General features: G+C 44.2%; 17 protein-coding genes and 1 other RNA gene. 7 read left to right on the top strand and 11 right to left on the bottom strand.

Annotated elements, in window-relative coordinates:
- Positions 1 to 12 precede the first annotated feature (12 nt).
- Positions 13 to 1,416 (bottom strand): ammonium transporter, encoded by a 1,404-nt coding sequence (locus ACXHJ1_RS22940; protein ID WP_457905277.1) that lies wholly within the window; start codon positions 1,414 to 1,416, stop codon positions 13 to 15.
- Positions 1,417 to 1,709: 293 nt separating this feature from the next.
- Here ACXHJ1_RS22940 and ACXHJ1_RS22945 point away from each other — a divergent pair, with 293 nt between their 5' ends.
- Positions 1,710 to 2,141, top strand: a complete 432-nt coding sequence (locus tag ACXHJ1_RS22945; protein WP_023988024.1) for a MerR family transcriptional regulator — start codon at positions 1,710 to 1,712, stop codon at positions 2,139 to 2,141.
- 42 nt (positions 2,142 to 2,183) lie between these two features.
- Entirely contained in the window at positions 2,184 to 2,855 is a 672-nt protein-coding gene (locus ACXHJ1_RS22950; protein WP_016819733.1) for a zinc metallopeptidase, read from the top strand.
- A gap of 97 nt (positions 2,856 to 2,952) precedes the next feature.
- On the opposite strand, the gene ACXHJ1_RS22955 is transcribed toward ACXHJ1_RS22950, so the two are convergent.
- Both ACXHJ1_RS22955 and ACXHJ1_RS22960 read right to left on the bottom strand, forming a co-directional pair.
- Complete coding sequence (locus ACXHJ1_RS22955; protein WP_025364562.1) at positions 2,953 to 3,882, bottom strand: LysR family transcriptional regulator; 930 nt, start codon at positions 3,880 to 3,882, stop codon at positions 2,953 to 2,955.
- 98 nt (positions 3,883 to 3,980) lie between these two features.
- Positions 3,981 to 4,604, bottom strand: coding sequence for a rhomboid family intramembrane serine protease (locus tag ACXHJ1_RS22960; RefSeq protein WP_016819731.1), 624 nt, complete (start codon positions 4,602 to 4,604; stop codon positions 3,981 to 3,983).
- A gap of 121 nt (positions 4,605 to 4,725) precedes the next feature.
- On the opposite strand from ACXHJ1_RS22960, the gene tpx reads away from it, so the two are divergent.
- Positions 4,726 to 5,244: a thiol peroxidase gene (gene tpx / locus ACXHJ1_RS22965; RefSeq protein WP_457905278.1), complete on the top strand. Its 519-nt coding sequence runs from the start codon at positions 4,726 to 4,728 to the stop codon at positions 5,242 to 5,244.
- A 93-nt stretch (positions 5,245 to 5,337) separates the two neighbouring features.
- On the opposite strand, the gene ACXHJ1_RS22970 is transcribed toward tpx, so the two are convergent.
- From ACXHJ1_RS22970 to ACXHJ1_RS22985, 4 genes are all read right to left on the bottom strand, one after another.
- Positions 5,338 to 5,730, bottom strand: a complete 393-nt coding sequence (locus ACXHJ1_RS22970) for a DUF1499 domain-containing protein (RefSeq protein WP_016819730.1) — start codon at positions 5,728 to 5,730, stop codon at positions 5,338 to 5,340.
- A 215-nt stretch (positions 5,731 to 5,945) separates the two neighbouring features.
- Positions 5,946 to 6,140, bottom strand: a non-coding RNA gene (ssrS, locus tag ACXHJ1_RS22975) — 6S RNA.
- Between the two features lie 58 nt (positions 6,141 to 6,198).
- Positions 6,199 to 6,960 (bottom strand): YesL family protein, encoded by a 762-nt coding sequence (locus tag ACXHJ1_RS22980; RefSeq protein WP_016819729.1) that lies wholly within the window; start codon positions 6,958 to 6,960, stop codon positions 6,199 to 6,201.
- A gap of 216 nt (positions 6,961 to 7,176) precedes the next feature.
- Positions 7,177 to 8,754 carry a DEAD/DEAH box helicase gene (locus ACXHJ1_RS22985; RefSeq protein WP_013370492.1) on the bottom strand — a complete coding sequence of 526 codons (1,578 nt, stop codon included), beginning with the start codon at positions 8,752 to 8,754 and terminating at the stop codon, positions 7,177 to 7,179.
- A gap of 326 nt (positions 8,755 to 9,080) precedes the next feature.
- On the opposite strand from ACXHJ1_RS22985, the gene ACXHJ1_RS22990 reads away from it, so the two are divergent.
- The 4 genes from ACXHJ1_RS22990 (at position 9,081) to ACXHJ1_RS23005 (ending at position 13,223) form a co-directional block, all read left to right on the top strand.
- On the top strand, positions 9,081 to 9,902 hold the full coding sequence (locus ACXHJ1_RS22990; RefSeq protein ID WP_016819728.1) for a YitT family protein: 822 nt from the start codon (positions 9,081 to 9,083) through the stop codon (positions 9,900 to 9,902).
- A 172-nt stretch (positions 9,903 to 10,074) separates the two neighbouring features.
- Complete coding sequence (locus ACXHJ1_RS22995; RefSeq protein WP_014599634.1) at positions 10,075 to 10,263, top strand: hypothetical protein; 189 nt, start codon at positions 10,075 to 10,077, stop codon at positions 10,261 to 10,263.
- A gap of 217 nt (positions 10,264 to 10,480) precedes the next feature.
- Positions 10,481 to 11,659, top strand: coding sequence for a putative glycoside hydrolase (locus ACXHJ1_RS23000; protein ID WP_457905279.1), 1,179 nt, complete (start codon positions 10,481 to 10,483; stop codon positions 11,657 to 11,659).
- Positions 11,660 to 11,852: 193 nt separating this feature from the next.
- Positions 11,853 to 13,223 (top strand): MATE family efflux transporter, encoded by a 1,371-nt coding sequence (locus tag ACXHJ1_RS23005; protein ID WP_457905280.1) that lies wholly within the window; start codon positions 11,853 to 11,855, stop codon positions 13,221 to 13,223.
- On the opposite strand, the gene ACXHJ1_RS23010 is transcribed toward ACXHJ1_RS23005, so the two are convergent.
- The 4 genes from ACXHJ1_RS23010 to ACXHJ1_RS23025 form a co-directional block, all read right to left on the bottom strand.
- The gene (locus ACXHJ1_RS23010) at positions 13,220 to 13,429 is read right to left on the bottom strand and encodes a DUF3906 family protein (protein WP_017425844.1); all 210 of its coding nucleotides are present in this window, start codon (positions 13,427 to 13,429) and stop codon (positions 13,220 to 13,222) included. The genes ACXHJ1_RS23005 and ACXHJ1_RS23010 overlap by 4 nt on opposite strands.
- Before the next feature lie 117 nt (positions 13,430 to 13,546).
- Positions 13,547 to 14,518 carry a 6-phosphofructokinase gene (pfkA, locus tag ACXHJ1_RS23015; RefSeq protein WP_016819724.1) on the bottom strand — a complete coding sequence of 324 codons (972 nt, stop codon included), beginning with the start codon at positions 14,516 to 14,518 and terminating at the stop codon, positions 13,547 to 13,549.
- A gap of 23 nt (positions 14,519 to 14,541) precedes the next feature.
- On the bottom strand, positions 14,542 to 15,621 hold the full coding sequence (locus ACXHJ1_RS23020; RefSeq protein ID WP_016819723.1) for a tetraprenyl-beta-curcumene synthase family protein: 1,080 nt from the start codon (positions 15,619 to 15,621) through the stop codon (positions 14,542 to 14,544).
- A gap of 237 nt (positions 15,622 to 15,858) precedes the next feature.
- Entirely contained in the window at positions 15,859 to 17,274 is a 1,416-nt protein-coding gene (locus tag ACXHJ1_RS23025) for an MATE family efflux transporter (protein WP_457905281.1), read from the bottom strand.
- Between the last annotated feature and the right edge of the window lie 52 nt (positions 17,275 to 17,326).

Below are 17,326 nucleotides of genomic sequence, written 5' to 3' on the forward strand. Positions count from 1 at the left end.
ATATTTTACATATTAGCTGACAATTCCAGAACGCTTTTCAGCTTCGGTAACTAACTTCATTTGCTCTGGATAGCCGTACGTACCGTGTTCACTGATATCAAGTCCCATCGTTTCTTCCTCTTCCGTAACGCGAATCCCCATAATTGCTTTCATCGCACCCAGAATAATGAAGGAAATGACGAATACGAATGCCAAAGTACCAATTAGCCCAAGCAACTGTACTCCTAATTGCGTAAAACCACCACCATAGAACAGGCCCGCTTGACCTACACCTGTTATTTTTACAAGCTCAGGAGTAGCGAAAAACCCTGTGGATACCGCGCCCCACATCCCTGCAACGCCATGTACGGAGAAAGCATATACCGGGTCATCTACTCTCGCACGCTCAAACCATTGCGCTGTGAAGAATGTGACGATCCCTGCAACTGCGCCAATGACCAATGCCGCCCAAGGTGCTACAAAGGCACAAGAACCTGTGATGGCAACCAAGGCTGCCAGTACACCGTTTAGCATAGCTGGAATATCTGCTTTTCCGTATACCATCCAAGATACGAGCAATGCGAAAACTCCGCCTGCCGCCGCAGCAATATTTGTAGTCAGGGCTACATATCCAAAGAATCCGTCATTCATCGCAGAAACAGCACTACCTGGGTTAAATCCAAACCAGCCAAACCAGAGAATAATAACACCCAAGATAGAGTACACCTGATTATGACCAGGGATAATGTTCGGCTTGCCATCTTTATTAAACTTGCCCAGACGCGGTTTGAGCAGCAGCGTAGCGACGAGTGCTGCCGTAGCACCTGTCAGATGGACTACTGTTGAACCAGCGTAATCCTGCATTCCCAACTTGCCAAGCCAGCCACCGCCCCATACCCAGTGAGCTACAACTGGATAGATCACGATGGAGAACAAAATACCGAAAATAATGTATACACTTAATTTTGCACGCTCTGCCATCCCCCCGCATGCGATCGAAAGAGATACCGCAGCAAAAGCAAAGTGAAACAAAAACATAATCGTAATTGGAACATCCAAACCTGAAAGAGTATCAAACGATGCAGCAGCATCTGTCCCGCTCATGAAGAAACCCGTCAGCCCCATAAATCCGTTACCACCATCATTGCCGAAGCCGAAGCCAAATCCGAGAGCCCAGAAGGACAAAGCCGCAACACCCGTCGTGAGAATCGTTTTACCAGCGACATGACCCGCGTTCTTCATTCGTGTCGAGCCTGCCTCCAGTAATGCAAATCCCGCTTGCATGAAAAATACAAGTATAAATGCCAAGAACGTAAAGGCCGTGTTTAGTCCAGCTTGAAGTTGGATATTTGTGGGCCCGTCAGCAGCGAACGCACCTACAGGAAAAGCCAGAACCGTCAGCATGACCAATAATACAACTAACCACTTTTTTCTCATGAAGACCACTCCCTCGAATGTTAGGTTTCTTTACATTTCGTGAAATTCTTATTGTCATTATAAGCAGAATACATGAAAATTGACAAGATTTTTTTTATTATGTTAAAAAAATAAGCCTTTAAATCTTTCATGTCATATTTTCTGACTATATAAATAGCTCGTTTGTGTTCATCAAAAGCATAACGTTTGACTGTATGGTTGAGGATCATGTAAAATATCCTTTATAAACTCTCGGTTTAAGATGTTATTATTGAAGATTGAACGAAGAGCGCGAGGTGAAGACAGATGGGGATATGAAGCTATATCGAATTGGCGAACTAGCCAAAGCGGCTGGTGTCAGCGAACGAACGATTGATTATTACACTAAACTCGGTTTGATCACGCCTGAAGAACGATCATTGAAAAATTATCGGCTTTATAATGATGAAACCTTAAACAGGCTTGAACGTATTAACCAAATGAAACAAGAGAAGTATAGCCTCGAGGAAATCAGACAGACACTGATTAAATGGAACTCCGTTGCAGGAGAAGAGCACGTTACTGACAAACTAACGAGTCTAGAAATGCACATGCAGCGTCTAGAGCGTGAAGTCAATGAACTACAACCTCTTCTCGGACAGCTCAAGCCTGTCCAAGCTCGCAAGCTGCTTACCGGTCTTTTGCCACAAAGCGCTGCTTGTATTGAGGCTTTGAAGTATCTGTTGGAGCATAGTTCTATGATGTAGATACCCGAGCTAGTAGTATGAATAATAATGGAGGGTTGCTTTATGATGGGTATGTATATATTGATTATTCTTGCGTTCGGATTATCCTTATGGGCGCAATTTCGTGTAAAAGGTACGTTTAACAAATGGTCTGATGTTCCAAACGAAAATGGACTGACTGGTTATGATGCAGCTCGGCACATGCTGGATCGTAATGGCTTGCACGATGTGCCTATTGAGCCAGTACCTGGCGCGCTATCTGACCATTATGATCCGATACAACGAGTGGTGCGCTTGTCTGAGCCCGTTTATTACGAAAAATCCATTTCTGCGGTTGCTGTGGCTTGCCATGAAGTCGGTCATGCCATCCAACATAAAGAGCATTATCCTATGCTGGCACTTCGCCACCGGATTTTTCCGATTGTAAACTTTGCTTCCGGGATTGCACCATTTCTGCTGATTGCCGGTTTCTTATTTAGCTTTACGAACCTGATCGGTCTGGGTATTATCTTCTTCTCGGCTACTGTTGCTTTTCAATTAATTACATTGCCAGTTGAGTTTAATGCTTCTAATCGCGCACGGGAAATCATGGTTTCTGAAGGATTTATCCGTAGTGATGAAGAACGTGGTATAGCTAAAGTTTTAAATGCTGCTGCATTGACCTATGTGGCTGCAGCTCTCGTTTCCTTGCTGGAACTGATCCGCCTAATCGGCATCTTTAATAGCCGGGATTAATCACTTGTGTTGCAAAAAAGGTTGTTCCTCCACCAATGACGGTAGAGGAACAACCTTTTTTTCTTGATCTTAAGCCAATAAACTATACTTAGTACCCTCAATCTGCTTTTGCCGTTTTGTTCGAAGTAGCAGCATTACCATGAAGGCCAAAATATTGCAATAGAAAAGTTCGGAACGATTTAGCAACTAATGGAAGCTTGTCATCTCTGCGATGAATCAAGCCAATCGTTCTTGTCACCTCTGGATCAACAATCGACACCCTTGCAGGTTGCAACGGGTTAGTCTGAAACAGCGCCATTTCAGGCAGAAGACTAACCCCCATACCTGCAGCTACTAATCCGCGAATCGTATCAGTCTCTTCGCCTTCAAAAGCAATATCCGGTGTAAATCCAGCCTCCAGACAGGCCTGCCAGACAATCGGGCGTAACGAATATCCATCTCTGAACAAGATGAATTTTTCTCCCTTAAGCTGGCTCAATGTGATGTGTTCGGCTGAAGCCAAAGGATGATTAGGCGGGAGAACTGCAAATAACTCCTCGGTTAACACCACATCCCCCTCGACATGGTCATGTCGATCTGGAAAAGGAGATACAAAAGCCAAATCCACCTCACCCGCTAACACATCACGAATTAAACTCGGGTACATTCCTTGTTTAAATCTGAATTTAACATTGGGATACCGCTTACGGAATTCAGCCACCACTGTAGGAATAAGATGAATCCCCAAACTGTGCGGAAAACCGATACGGATTTCGCCCCCCTCAGGGTCTAAAAACTCATGCACTTCCAAAACAGCCCGCTCCAGGTCTTTCATGATCGTTTCCACCCGTTTGCAAAATAGCTGTCCCACTGGCGTAAGCTGCAGATTGCGACCCTTTTGCATAAAAAGATTAACTCCCAGCTCTTCTTCAAGCTGATGAATTTGCCGACTTACCGCAGATTGCGCCACATGTAGCTCCTCGGCTGCCTGAGTGACATGTTCTTTTTGCGCTACTTTCATGAAGTATTGCAACTGTCGTAATTCCACTCCGATATTCGCTCCAATCTGTTTTTCAACATCCGAAAGAAGATGTCCATCGAACATCATCCTCTTTCTTACCCTGATAACTTACGATAAAGCTGTCTTTAGTGACGTTTGCGCTGGCCAGTTAATCTAATCAGTAATCCATAAAAGAAAAACCCACTGAGCAATCCCCCAAAGTGAGCGGTCCAGTTAATGTTCGCTACAGCAAAAGAAAACAGAATACCAAACCCAAGCAACGTGTACAGCGTTTTGCGCGAAGCATCATCCATCAAGGAACGTTGGAATAAGGCAACGTACAGAAACGCCCCATAGATGCCATAAATCGCTCCTGAGGCTCCTACAGAGACTGTCGTTTCCGCCAGCATGTTGTAATGTGCAATGGACAGTATATTCCCTACAATGCCCGTGACTAGATACAATAACACATATCGTAAGGACCCGAGCAAACGCTCCAGCGGAGGAGCGAATACAAGTATTGCAAAGGAATTAAACAGAAGATGATCAAAGCCTGCATGTAAAAACATAGCTGACACATACCGCCACAACTGGTCAGTGAATGGCGCCTCATTAATCAAAGCCCCATACCGGATCAGCGTCAAACTATTTTCCGATCCACCTTGCACGGTCAGTACAATAAACATCACAATATTGATAAGCAAAATCAGACAGGTTACCGGGTAAAACCGCAAATAACTTTTCCAGTTCTCATAACGTAAAAAAATCAAGGCAATCCTTCCTTCATGGGGTGTCTCCACCTTATTCAAATTGGACAATGTCTTTTATAAAAGATTATAATAGATTTCGGCAACGATAACCAATGCCAAAAACCAAAGGAGGCTATTACATATGGCACAAGAACGTACAGGAGTTGCTACTTTTAAAGGCAATCCTTTGACTCTCATAGGTCCTGAACTGAAAATTGGAGATCAGGCGCCTGATTTCAAATTACAGAAAGACTTATTGGAAGCAGCTACACTTCAAGACTTTGCAGGCAAAGTCAAACTGATTAGCGTTGTCCCTTCTCTAGATACAGGCGTGTGTGACGCACAGACGCGACGTTTCAACCAGGAAGCAGACTCCCTGGGGGACCAAGTTGTGGTACTGACGGTCAGCGTGGATTTGCCTTTCGCTCAAGCTCGTTGGTGCGGTGCGGCTGGTATTGATCGCGTATTGACACTGTCCGACTACAAAAATCATTCCTTTGGTGAAGCTTATGGTGTATTCATTAAGGAATTCCATTTGGATCATAGAGCTATTTTTGTCATTGACCAAAATGACAAAATCGCTTACGTAGAATACTTGAGCGAAATGGCCGAGCATCCTGACTATGATCAAGCGATTGCAGCCGTAAAAAAACTGGTCTAAATCAGGACCGAATATTAAAAAAGCGAGTGAAGGATTGCCTTCCTCGCTTTTTTTGATGTTTGTCTACCACATCACTGCTCCCACAACCTGCTACTACTGTACGACCTTATAAGCAGACAGCTTCTTGTCGATCATAGCGAACAGTTGCAAAATAATGCGGTAATTCGCACCCAAGTCCCCTAACGATCCACGTGAAGCAGAATAAATATCCACCGCACTTCGAACTGGCGAGACAGATAAAATAGAAACGGTAATGTCGACGGTTCTGCCGAACGCCGTTCGCTTCTCCAACGTAATCTCACCTACGGATGCTACCTCATGGAGTACCTTGTAGCCAGGAATCTTTTTCAAGATAGATGATACTTCTTCCCAAGCCTTGTCTCTAGATAAGTTATAATAGCGTGTCTTCATTTGGGGGTCCTTGACCCGGTCGCTTGTACCTTCTTGGCTGCGCACAATCCCTACCAGAGTCCTCTTCAACGACAAGACATTTCCTCCTTCACGATAATCGCTACCTATCATACGACACATCGGCTTCCTCTGCTGCAAGCGCTTTATAAAACACGATAAACAACCGAAATTGAGTCCGATCATGCCTGTGGTATGCGACCTTAGTACCTCATGTCTTAGTTTAACATTGTTGCATACAAAAAACACCCTGTTTCTGCATAAGCAGTACCAGAGTGTGTTCATTACATTATGGAGTACCCGCCGATGCCGTCCGACCATAGCGTCTTCTGAACCTGCTTTAGCAGGTGGGTGACCGCAGAATAAACTTTTGAAGTCCCCTTGTCAGCAATTGACAGGGCTTTTCAGCTATTCATTCGTATAGATCTCCCTAGACATTGTCATTGGTTCAAAACAACAAATGACCGTAACGTGCATCGCAGGATGTGACCTTATTATAGCGCTTCTCACTCAGAAAGTAAATGCTAGGAGAAATATGTTTTATTTTTAGAGGTTATCACTTTTCTTGTCTTCAATGGTTGCCTTTTCTTCGTCTTTCTGTTTCATTTTCTCCATTTGATCCTGCATTTTGAGGAAGGTTCCGTAAAAATTAAAAAAAGCGAACCAGGCAACTACACTGCCGATGAAGAATAAGAAAAGCACGGGATATTTAACTCCAATGTATATAACAACGGCGCTGCCGAGCATGGTGGAAAATACACGGAATGGTCGAATCAGCGTCAATAAAACCGCATTTTTAATAATTTGTCCGGTAGACATATGATAATGAGCTACCATCGAAAAGAAGTTAAACATAGACACAAGCAAAATAATGATGAGGATCAGCATGATAACGCCCACAATTTGCAAGTTGCTGAGCTGTGTCATATATACAGTGTAATCCACATACATGACGACAAACAGTAACGTGTAAAAGATACCCCCAATCAGACTCTGCTTATAGTTCTCTTTATATCCTTTAAAGAAGGTACGAAACACGCCTGTATCAGTATCGCCCATCACCCATTTGCGAACCACTGAGAACAAAGCCGATGTTGCTGGAAATAAAGTAAGCGGTGCCAAAATAGCCATCGCCCAGTTCATTTGTAACGATTCATTCGCCAAATTCTGATTCATAACCAGTAATTTCAGTATGAGGCAGAATACAAAAGGCGATGAACATAACACCCACAACAAATTGCTAGCCGCCAGCCGGGTAATCCACTCGGTTAGGCGGTAAATCCCCCCCATAGCTCCTTTAAATTCCAATGTTAGTCTCTCCCTCCGCAAGCCTTGGCAGTTCCAAGACTTATGTTGCTATGCCTGTTAATTCCGGCTCTTGACTATATCATACCGTATTTCATCCCTAAAGCGCTAGTGAAATCCATACGTGATCCATTAAAGTAAATCCCATAAAATTCATACTTACCGATCAAAAAAGCCGAAGCTAGCATTAGCTTCGACTTTTTAATCATTTATTTCTTATTATTCAGAAGAGGAATCTTCACGTCTTGCAGGACGGCGAGTTTCGCCATTGCTGCTTGGGCGTGGTTTGCGATCTCCACTATAGCGGCTTCCGGAATCACGGTTATAGCCACCGCCTTCTTTGCCACGGTTGTAACCGCCGTATCCACCTTTACTGCCGCTACCGCCACGGTTGGAATTGTAGCCACCGTTGCTGCGTCCACTATAGTTGGAAGGCTTGCGTCCGCCAGAACGCACGTCTGGTTTACGACGTTTTGCACGGATCGGATCTTCCGGAGTCAGCTCAATAGATGCCTCTCTCTTCTCACCAGTCATCAGCTTCAGAGCAGCAGAGAGTAGTTGTACAGAATCATATTGCTCCAGCATTTGAATAGCCAAACCTTTGTACTCATTCAGCTCGCCTTTTTCTACAACCTCTAGAAGGCGTTCTGCGATGATACGTTGTTTGCCTTCCAGAGCTTCTGCCAACGTTGGAAGAGGCTTACGTGGAATGCGGTGACGGGTTACACGCTCAATGAAATGCAAATGGTCAATTTCACGAGGCGTTACGAATGACCAAGCTTCCCCTTCTTTACCTGCACGTCCCGTACGTCCGATACGGTGAACATAGCTCTCTGGATCTTGCGGAAGGTCAAAGTTCACAACGTGAGTTACGCCAGAAACGTCCAAACCACGGGCAGCAACGTCAGTCGCTACGAGTACGTCAATACTTCCGTCACGGAATTTACGCATAACAGCATCACGCTGGTTTTGAGACAAGTCACCATGCAAACCGTCTGCGGAATAACCACGTTTTTGCAGAGCTTCAGCCAGCTCGTCTACCCGGCGCTTAGTGCGACCGAATACGATAGCAAGTTCTGGGGATTCCATGTCGATCAAACGGCTTAATGCTTCGAATTTTTGACGCTCAGGAACTTCAATATAGGCCTGATCAATCAGCGGAGCACTAACTTGTTTAGGAATAACGGATACATGCTCAGGATCTTTAAGGAATTGCTCAGCCAATCTTTTAATGTTAGGAGGCATTGTAGCCGAGAACAGCATCGTTTGACGCTCGTCTGGAACCTGCTTCAGAATGGACTGAATATCTTCCATGAAGCCCATGTCCAGCATTTCATCTGCTTCATCCAAAACAACGGTGTTTACGTCTTCTAGCTTAATGGTTTTACGATTAATATGATCAAGCAAACGTCCTGGTGTACCGATAATAATTTGAGGTTTCTTTTTCAAAGCGCGAATCTGGCGTACGATATCTTGTCCACCATAGATCGGCAAAGTGCGAAGACCTTTAAAGCGGGAGAGTTTTTCGATTTCTTCAGCCACTTGAATAGCAAGCTCGCGTGTTGGAGCCATAATCAGGGCTCTGATTTTTTCATCGTTCTTAGAAATTTTATTGATCATCGGAATACCAAACGCAGCAGTTTTACCAGTACCTGTTTGGGCTTGACCAATCATGTCTTTCCCTTGCAATGCAATCGGGATGGATTTGGATTGAATAGGTGTTGCTTCTTCAAACCCCAGCTCCGTAATCGCCTGAATTACCTTCGGTTCAAGATCAAATTCTGCAAATGTCGTCAAATTTATTCAAACTCCTTCATAATGGTGGATGTGGTGGACAATCCACAATGTTGTCTGTATTCTTAAGTAGCGATATTATTGTATAAGTTTTCCCCAATACAGTGACAGTTTATTTAACTCTATAACTGCATCTTTCTGTAATGAATTCGGGGAACCCTATCCGATACATCTTAAACGAATTTATCCTTTTTAAAACAGTTTAAATTTTAAGTGTTTCTCTGGACATAGGTCCCTACTCAAGAATATCCACATCGCATTATAGCACAGAACAATTCATGAATACCAGTAAGTTGCTTTCTGTATAATTAAAATGAGGTGAAAAAAAGTTGTTAAAAATAGTGTTAAACTGCTTAACTGTTATTCTTGGAGCCGCTGCCATAGCATGCGGTTTTAATCTGTTTCTCGTCCCACATCACTTACTGAGCGGGGGAGTAGCCGGACTTTCCATGCTAATTGGCTATTTCACAAAATTCGATATCAGCACCATGTATTTTATCATCAATATCCCAATGCTTATTGCAGGCTGGTTTATTTTAGGCAAGCGTTTTATTAGTCTGAGCATTCTATCGGTTATCGTTACCACGTGGATTTTGGCCTGGGTACCCGTACAATCTGTTGTGTCTGATCCCCTGCTGGCCTCTGTCTTTGGTGGGGTAATGGTCGGCGTTGGGGCGGGTATTTCCTTTCGGGTAGGAGGGTCTACGGGCGGTTTTGACATTATCGGCTCCATCGTTACCACATATCGTGACTTCCCCGTCGGAACTGTACTTGTGGGCATGAATGGACTGGTCATTCTCGCAGCAGGATATTTGAACGATGATTGGAATATTGCACTGGCTTCTATGTTATCCATTTTTGTGACTGGTAAAGTGTTGGATCAAATCTATGTAAGTCATACGAAGATCACCGTCTACATCATTACAGAGCATACTGACCAGCTACTCAGCCGAATGTTGACCACGCCACGAGGTGTCAGCAAAATAAAAATTGAAGGTGCATTTTCACATACCGAAAAGGACATGCTGATGACTGTTACGACACGCTACGAGCTTGTTGAATTAAAACGCATCATTAAGGAAGTAGACCCTTCTGCTTTTGTCAATATTGTGGAAACGGTTGGAGTAATGGGTTCATTCCGCCGAAGATAAGCACAAACCCAAGTGTCAAAATACTGTTTTTGTGGTACACTATATGTGCGCTGTTCCCATAGTATATAAAGACCAGCTTTACCTGCTATTTCACAGGCACTTTGCTTTTCCGAATCGTATTGAATGATTCTTTTGGAATGATTCCGAGCAGGAAAGGGTGATTTTTGTGGAAATGGAAACGGTAAAACTGTCCGACATTGTCTTAAGATGGTACCCGGAAATGCTCCCTTCTCTCAAAAAGAATGAGCTAAACTCGATGATTGTGCTTCGAGACGGGTTGTCCATACTCAAGCCAACGGATGCGCTTGAAATTATTCAGTACAGTATTTGTGAGCACCAAGACAATAACTATCTTCAATAAATTTTTTTGCCAAGTGCCGCTTCTTCCGGTTGCATCCACAACCGTGAAGAGAGCGGCATTATTTATGCCTATTTACGGATTCATCGAGCGATAGTTAGGTTAATCATGTAAGACTATGCCTGATGATACCAGTATTGGTTACAAGCGTGTTGTTTTTTCGATCCATAACTTTACGTATAATCAGGTAAGCGCTATACATAAGGGAGAGAGTTAGGAAATGAATATGATTTGGGCAATTATGCTATTGGCAATGGGAATAGGCGGAAACGGGGGCCAGTCAGCCAACGCTCCAAATGTAAAAGATACGGTGGCAACGACAATCAGCAGTGCCATGATCCAGGCACAACACAGTAATACAAAGGTAGATGCCTCCAATCCGCCGGTTAAAATTGACTCACAGCCGACCACGCCAGCTATTAAAGGTATCTATGTCACAGCCTATAGCGCAGGCGGTTCACGTATGACTCAGCTACTCGAATTACTGGACAAGACAGAGCTCAATTCTATGGTTATCGATATTAAGGACGATGCAGGTTACATCACTTATCCAACGACCAACCCCGAGCTTCTGAAATTGGGCAAGCCGCAAAAATTCATTAAAGATATTTCCGGTTTGATGGACCGTTTGAAAAAACATAATGTCTATCCGATTGCTCGTATTGTTGTATTTAAGGATACGGTATTGGCCAACAAAAATCCTGAGATGTCCTTCCGCAATGCTGACGGCTCTGTTTGGAAAAACGGCAAGGGAGATGGGTTCGTCAATCCCTATAATAAAAAAGTATGGGATTATAATATCGCCATTGCCAAGGAAGCAGCAAAACTCGGGTTTAAGGAAATCCAATTTGACTATGTACGTTTCCCTGAAGGTTTTGAAAAAAGAGCAGACAAACTAAAATATACCAAATCCGATCAATCCCGCTCGGATACGGTCGCTGAATTCGTACAATATGCCCGTAAAGAGCTTGCTCCACTAGGTGTGAGAGTATCGGTAGATATTTTCGGATATGCCGCATCCGTTCCTGCTGCCGAGGGTATCGGACAGGATTTCACTAAAATTTCTGAAAATGTGGATGTCATTTCACCGATGGTTTATCCAAGTCACTATACAACAGGCTGGTTTGGTGTAAAGGACCCAGATAAAAACCCCTACCAGACGATCAAAGGCTCCATGGCCGATACACACAAAAAACTCGATCCTACAGGCAAGCTAAAGCCAATTATTCGTCCGTGGATTCAGGATTTTACCGCAAGTTGGTTAGGAAGCGGACATTATGCCAAGTATGGGAAAACACAAGTCGAGGACCAAATTCGCGCGCTTAAGGACATGAAGGTGGACGAATATTTACTCTGGAATGCCACTAACCGCTATACAAGCGGAGTAACCTACAAATAACTATCCTTCTGACTCCTCTTTTTTTATACGAATTTTAGAACTTATATCTTTATTATTAAAGACTGCCCCGTTGTTTGACGAACGGATGCAGTCTTTTTTATGGCTGTTCAATTGTTGTAGTATCCCTTACAATAAAATTTACATGTTATGATATGTACAAATAATCAAACCCTAGTAAATGAGGATAACAAAAATGCAATTGACTCTAACCATGGGACAGAAATGGAAGCAGCTTTTTTACATTTTGCTCCCTATTCTAATTACCCAGCTTGCACTATCTGCCATGACTTTTTTCGACACGAATATGTCGGGACACTTTTCCCCTGCCGATCTAGCTGGAGTAGCTATTGGGGTAAGCCTATGGGTCCCTGTACAAACAGGCCTTAATGGCATACTTATGGCTATTACCCCCATTGTATCCCAATTGGTGGGTGCACAACGAAAAGATAAAGTCTCCTACTATGTCATTCAGGCTCTTTGGCTGTCTCTCGCCCTATCCATCGTCGTTTTAATTGCTGGCATCATTTTGGTAAAGCCTATATTAAACGGTATGAATCTGGAATTGAGAGTTCATAATGTGGCTCTGTACTATCTTTGTGCGATGGCCTTTGGTGTTGTCCCTCTATTTGCCTACACTGTGCTCCGAAGCTTTATGGATGCATTAGGACAAACCCGTTTTACGATGTTAATCACGCTCATGTCATTGCCCATCAATGTTTTATTGAACTATCTACTTATTTATGGTAACTGGGGTTTTCCCCGTTTGGGGGGTGTAGGCTCCGGGGTAGCAACGGCTACCACCTACTGGATTATTATGCTGGTCGCTGGTATTACTGCGCATCGGGGAAAAATATTTGCCGAATACCGAATCTTTAGCAAAATATACGGGATTGCGGCCAGTGCTTTAAAAGAGCTTATCAAAATCGGGGTACCTATTGGATTTGCTATATTTTTTGAGACTGCCGTCTTTTCAGCTGTCACGCTCTTCATGAGCAGCTATAACACAGCTACCATAGCCGCTCATCAGGCAGCCATGAACTTTGCATCTACGCTGTATATGATTCCACTCAGTATTTGCATGGCACTTACGATTTTGGTCGGATTTGAAACAGGAGCTTCCCGTCCACGAGATGCCAAAACATATAGCGTAATGGGCATTAGCAGCGCAGTAGGCCTATCATTGATTACAGCTATTATACTGCTTATCTGGGGTGAACAGGTCGCTCGACTTTACTCTACTGACCTGCAGGTCATTCAATTGGCCCAGCACTTTTTAATCTATGCGATTTTCTTTCAGATCTCTGATGCTGTCGCTACACCAACACAAGGAGCGCTACGCGGGTATAAAGATGTCAATCCGGCCTTTTTACTCACATTCCTGTCCTATTGGGTAATTGGGCTTCCTGTAGGGTATATACTCGCACGCTGGACCACGTGGGGACCTTACGGCTACTGGATTGGCTTGATTACAGGTCTGGCCGTAGGCGCCATTTTACTTCTCTGGCGTTTGGTAAGAGTGCAACATCGTTTTGCCGAACAAAAACAACACGCAAAGGCTATTTAGTCTTTGCGTGTTTCGATTACATATGCTACACCAGCAGTAATTCGTTTCTTCTCTACGATAGCCACTTCCTTTAGCTCGGGGGGATATAAAAAGTGTCTCTCCACATGTTGGTCCATTTCCTCAAATGCCTGTTCCTCATTCTCAGCAGCAAGAATGACGGTCAGTGCTCCTTCCGAGCTGTCCACTTCCATTTTGAATAAATACATGCATGATTACCTCCTGCCCCCTATTCAAAGCTAAAAAAATAGCGGATGACTCAGGTCATCCGCATAATTTTAATTTTCCCCATATCAGAGCCCATCTACTAAACGTAAAGGTTCTTATTATTGGGACAAACGCAGAGCCAACTCATAAAGCTCCATGTTGAAATCTTTTTTGGTGCTTACAACCTTGCCAATATCTGTAGCTACCAGCTTACCGTCGATCGTTCCGCAAGCTTTGTCAGATACACCCTCAATCAATTGACGAACAGCAAAGTCACCCAAACGGCTTGCCAGGTTGCGGTCAAACGCGGTTGGTGTACCTCCACGTTGAATGTGTCCAAGCACTGTAACACGAGGCTCATAATCCGGACAGTTTTCTTGGATTACTTTGGCTACTGTTTCGCCTTTGCCTACACCCTCAGCAACGATAATGATACTGTGGCGTTTGCCATGTTTGAAGTTTTGTTTCATCCGATCGGATACTTCATTCAGGTCAAATTCTACCTCAGGTACCAAGATCGTTTCTGCACCGGAAGCCAGACCCGCATGGAGAGCAATATCTCCACAATGGCGTCCCATAACCTCCACGATGGAAGAACGTTCATGGGAAGACATCGTATCACGCAGCTTGTTGATTGCGTCCACTACAATACTAACCGCCGTATCAAAACCAATAGTGTAGTCTGTGAAGGAAATATCATTGTCAATTGTTCCTGGAAGACACATGGTTTTAATGCCTTGCTTGGTCAGCTTGTTAGCTCCTTGATAAGAACCATCACCACCGATGACGACTACGCCGTCAATTCCACGATTACGCAAAATTTCAGCGCCACGCTTCTGACCTTCTTCAGTCGTAAATTCCAGACATCTTGCAGATTGAAGTACAGTACCCCCACGTTGGATAATATCTCCGACGCTTCTCAGGTCCATTGGAAAAATATCATCGTTCAAAAGGCCTTGATATCCACGCTGAATCCCGAATACTTCCAGTCCAAAATACAATCCGCTACGCACGACGGCGCGAACTGCCGCGTTCATCCCTTGTGAATCTCCACCACTTGTTAATACTGCAATTTTCTTAACTGCTGTCATGATTTATGACCTCCTCAAAATAATCATATAAGCCTTCTTATCCATCGACTGTTTAATAAGAAAAACAAACGCATGAGCGGACTATTTTTCATTAAACGTCTCGAAACAGCGCGAACATCCTGCTGCTCACTAACTTTGGGGTCGGATAAATATAAAGCCAGCAATCCCTCGATAATCATCCGGTGAAAGGAGCTGGCAGGGACATCTGCAATATCAGCCCGCGCCCGATTCACAACGTAGGCGATCCGGTCCAGCATCATGTCGGTATCTTCATAATAATTGCAAAAGTTAAGATCTCCGCCCTTCCGGTCTTCGTCTTGATCGATTAGATAATCCAGCAAAATATGAAGACTGCACACATGTGGAAAATACGATGCATGTATTGAGGCAGCCCCCGCATCTGTGAGATGCCGGTCGCTGGCAGCAAGAAACAGCATAAAGACCCCCAGGGTTGAGCCAGTAGCCGCAGCAAACTCGTTCCAGCGCAGCTCGGGTGTACGATCTTTATGAATCGACCACCAGTCCAAAAGCGCTTGTTCCCGCAGCTCGGGTTTAATATGCTTGTATACTTGCAAATCCGTGTATAATCGCGCCAAATCCTGAACGTAAGGCATTGCCGCCTCATAGCCCGGAAGCCTGCTTACACAAGACTGACAGGTTGTCACCAGCCCGGTCAAATAACCGCCATCCTCCTGCTCACGACGCAACTCATAATAATTCACTGGCCTAGCCGTCGGATTAACCGCATCCAGCATCGACTGATGCAGCAACCTGAAATCATCCGGGTCCATCGACGTACTGCGATCACACAGGTTGTCCAGATAATCGCTAATCGTCTGGTACGCCACAATCAGTGGAATTAGCGTCTGCCGGTCAGACATATTGGCTGCAGCATAAACCGCTCCCCCCACGCAGTGAAACGTCTTCTCTGCTATGCTCGCAAGCGCCTGACTTCTCAGCTCAGGGTCCGGAATTTGTTCGGCCTTGCTCTTCCAGTTACTCAATTCTTGTTTCGTTTCAGGGAGAATGTGCTTGTACATTCGGCTCATTAGACCTATGGGGCCTCTCGGTACTTGATAACGTCCTTGCTCAACATAACTCAAATGACGGTGCCTCCACATTGTTGTCTACGTAATTATACCTATCCAAACCATATTCATTATAATATGATCGACCTTTTAGCACAAATGAACAACCTCACTTTTTTCTTTACTATTCAAGAAAAATGAGCTCTTCTCACAAAAACGCTTTGTAGCCGTGCCACTGAATTAGCCAAAAATAGCAGTCAAACTAGATCCACCCTTATAAAACTTTAATCGCAAATAGTAGAATTGTCCTATCTATCCCTTGTCCTCGGCCAGCTTCATGCCTTGGTTTCCCTCTCCCATGCTAGCCTGCTTCCATTTTCCGAAAACGTAATAGAAAATAACTGCTACGGCGGAGATCGTAAAACCAATAGGAAAGCTCCACCATACAGCATCCAGCCCATACTCATCGACAAATGCATAGGCCAAAGGTATACGAATGCCCCATAATGAAATAATGGTAATGAACAGCGGCACCATTACAGAGCCCGTAGATCGAACAACCCCTGTAATGACATTGGTAATACCGAATATAACAAAAGACCACAAGGTGATCAGATTAATCTGCATACCCAGTTCCAATGCCCCTCCCGTAGAAGGAAGAAACATCAGTAAGGCTTGACGGTTAAATACGTAAATGAATATTACAGCCCCACCAGTCAATACAAAATTATACACAATCCCAATCCAGGTTGTCCTGCGCACTCGATCCCAGCGTCCGGCTCCGATATTTTGAGCGGCGAAGGAAGATACGGCTGCACCTAACGCCATGGCCGGCATCTGCACATAGCTGGACAAATTGTTAGCTGCTGTATAGGCTGCCGCTGCGACTGTCCCGTAGCCGTTGATCAGGTTCATTAAAGCAATCGCACTGGTGGAGACAGCAATCATCTGCAGTCCCATCGGGACTCCTTTACGAATAAGAGTCCAAATAATCTTCCAATCAAATTGAAGTAAGTGAAGCTCTGAAGATGTAATGCGCAGAAAGTATTTTACACGATATAGGTAAATGAGAATCAATACAAAGCTGATCCCTTGAGCAATCAGGGTAGCTGTGGCGGAGCCTCCGATGCCCATAGCAGGGATCGGCCCCCATCCGAATATGAGTAGTGGGTTGAGTAAAACATCCAGTATGACGGAAACGAGCAGAAAATAAAATGGTGTTTTGGAATCTCCAGCCCCTCTCATTACGGTCATGATGTAGTTATATCCGTACAAAAAGGGCATACCCGCGAAAATAATGCGCGTATAGGTGATCGCCATATCGACTGATTCGGCAGGCGTATTGAGCACATGAAGAATCCAAGGTGAGCCCAAAAACCCAATAATACCTATAGCAAAAGCAAGCACCAAGAAAAAGACAGCGCTTGTACCTACTACACGTTTCGTTTCTGCTATGTCACCCGCTCCGATATGTTGTCCAATCAGAATAGTGGCCGCCATGGTGACTCCAAAAATCGAGCTGATCAGAAAGAACATTATAATATTTCCATTCGAAGCGGCAGTCAATGCGGCTTCTCCCAGAAACTTCCCAACCCAGATTGAATTAATCGTTCCATTCAAGGATTGCAAAATGTTTCCGAACAGCATCGGCAAAGAGAACATAAACAGTGTTTTGGCAATAGGGCCTTCAATCAGGGAAGGATTACGATTAGCCTCTGCTGCACTCATTTTCTCAGCTCCCTCAACTTAAGATAACTCACGCTTAGTTTTATTACGTATA

The sequence above is a fragment of the Paenibacillus sp. ALE2 genome, from assembly GCF_054113385.1.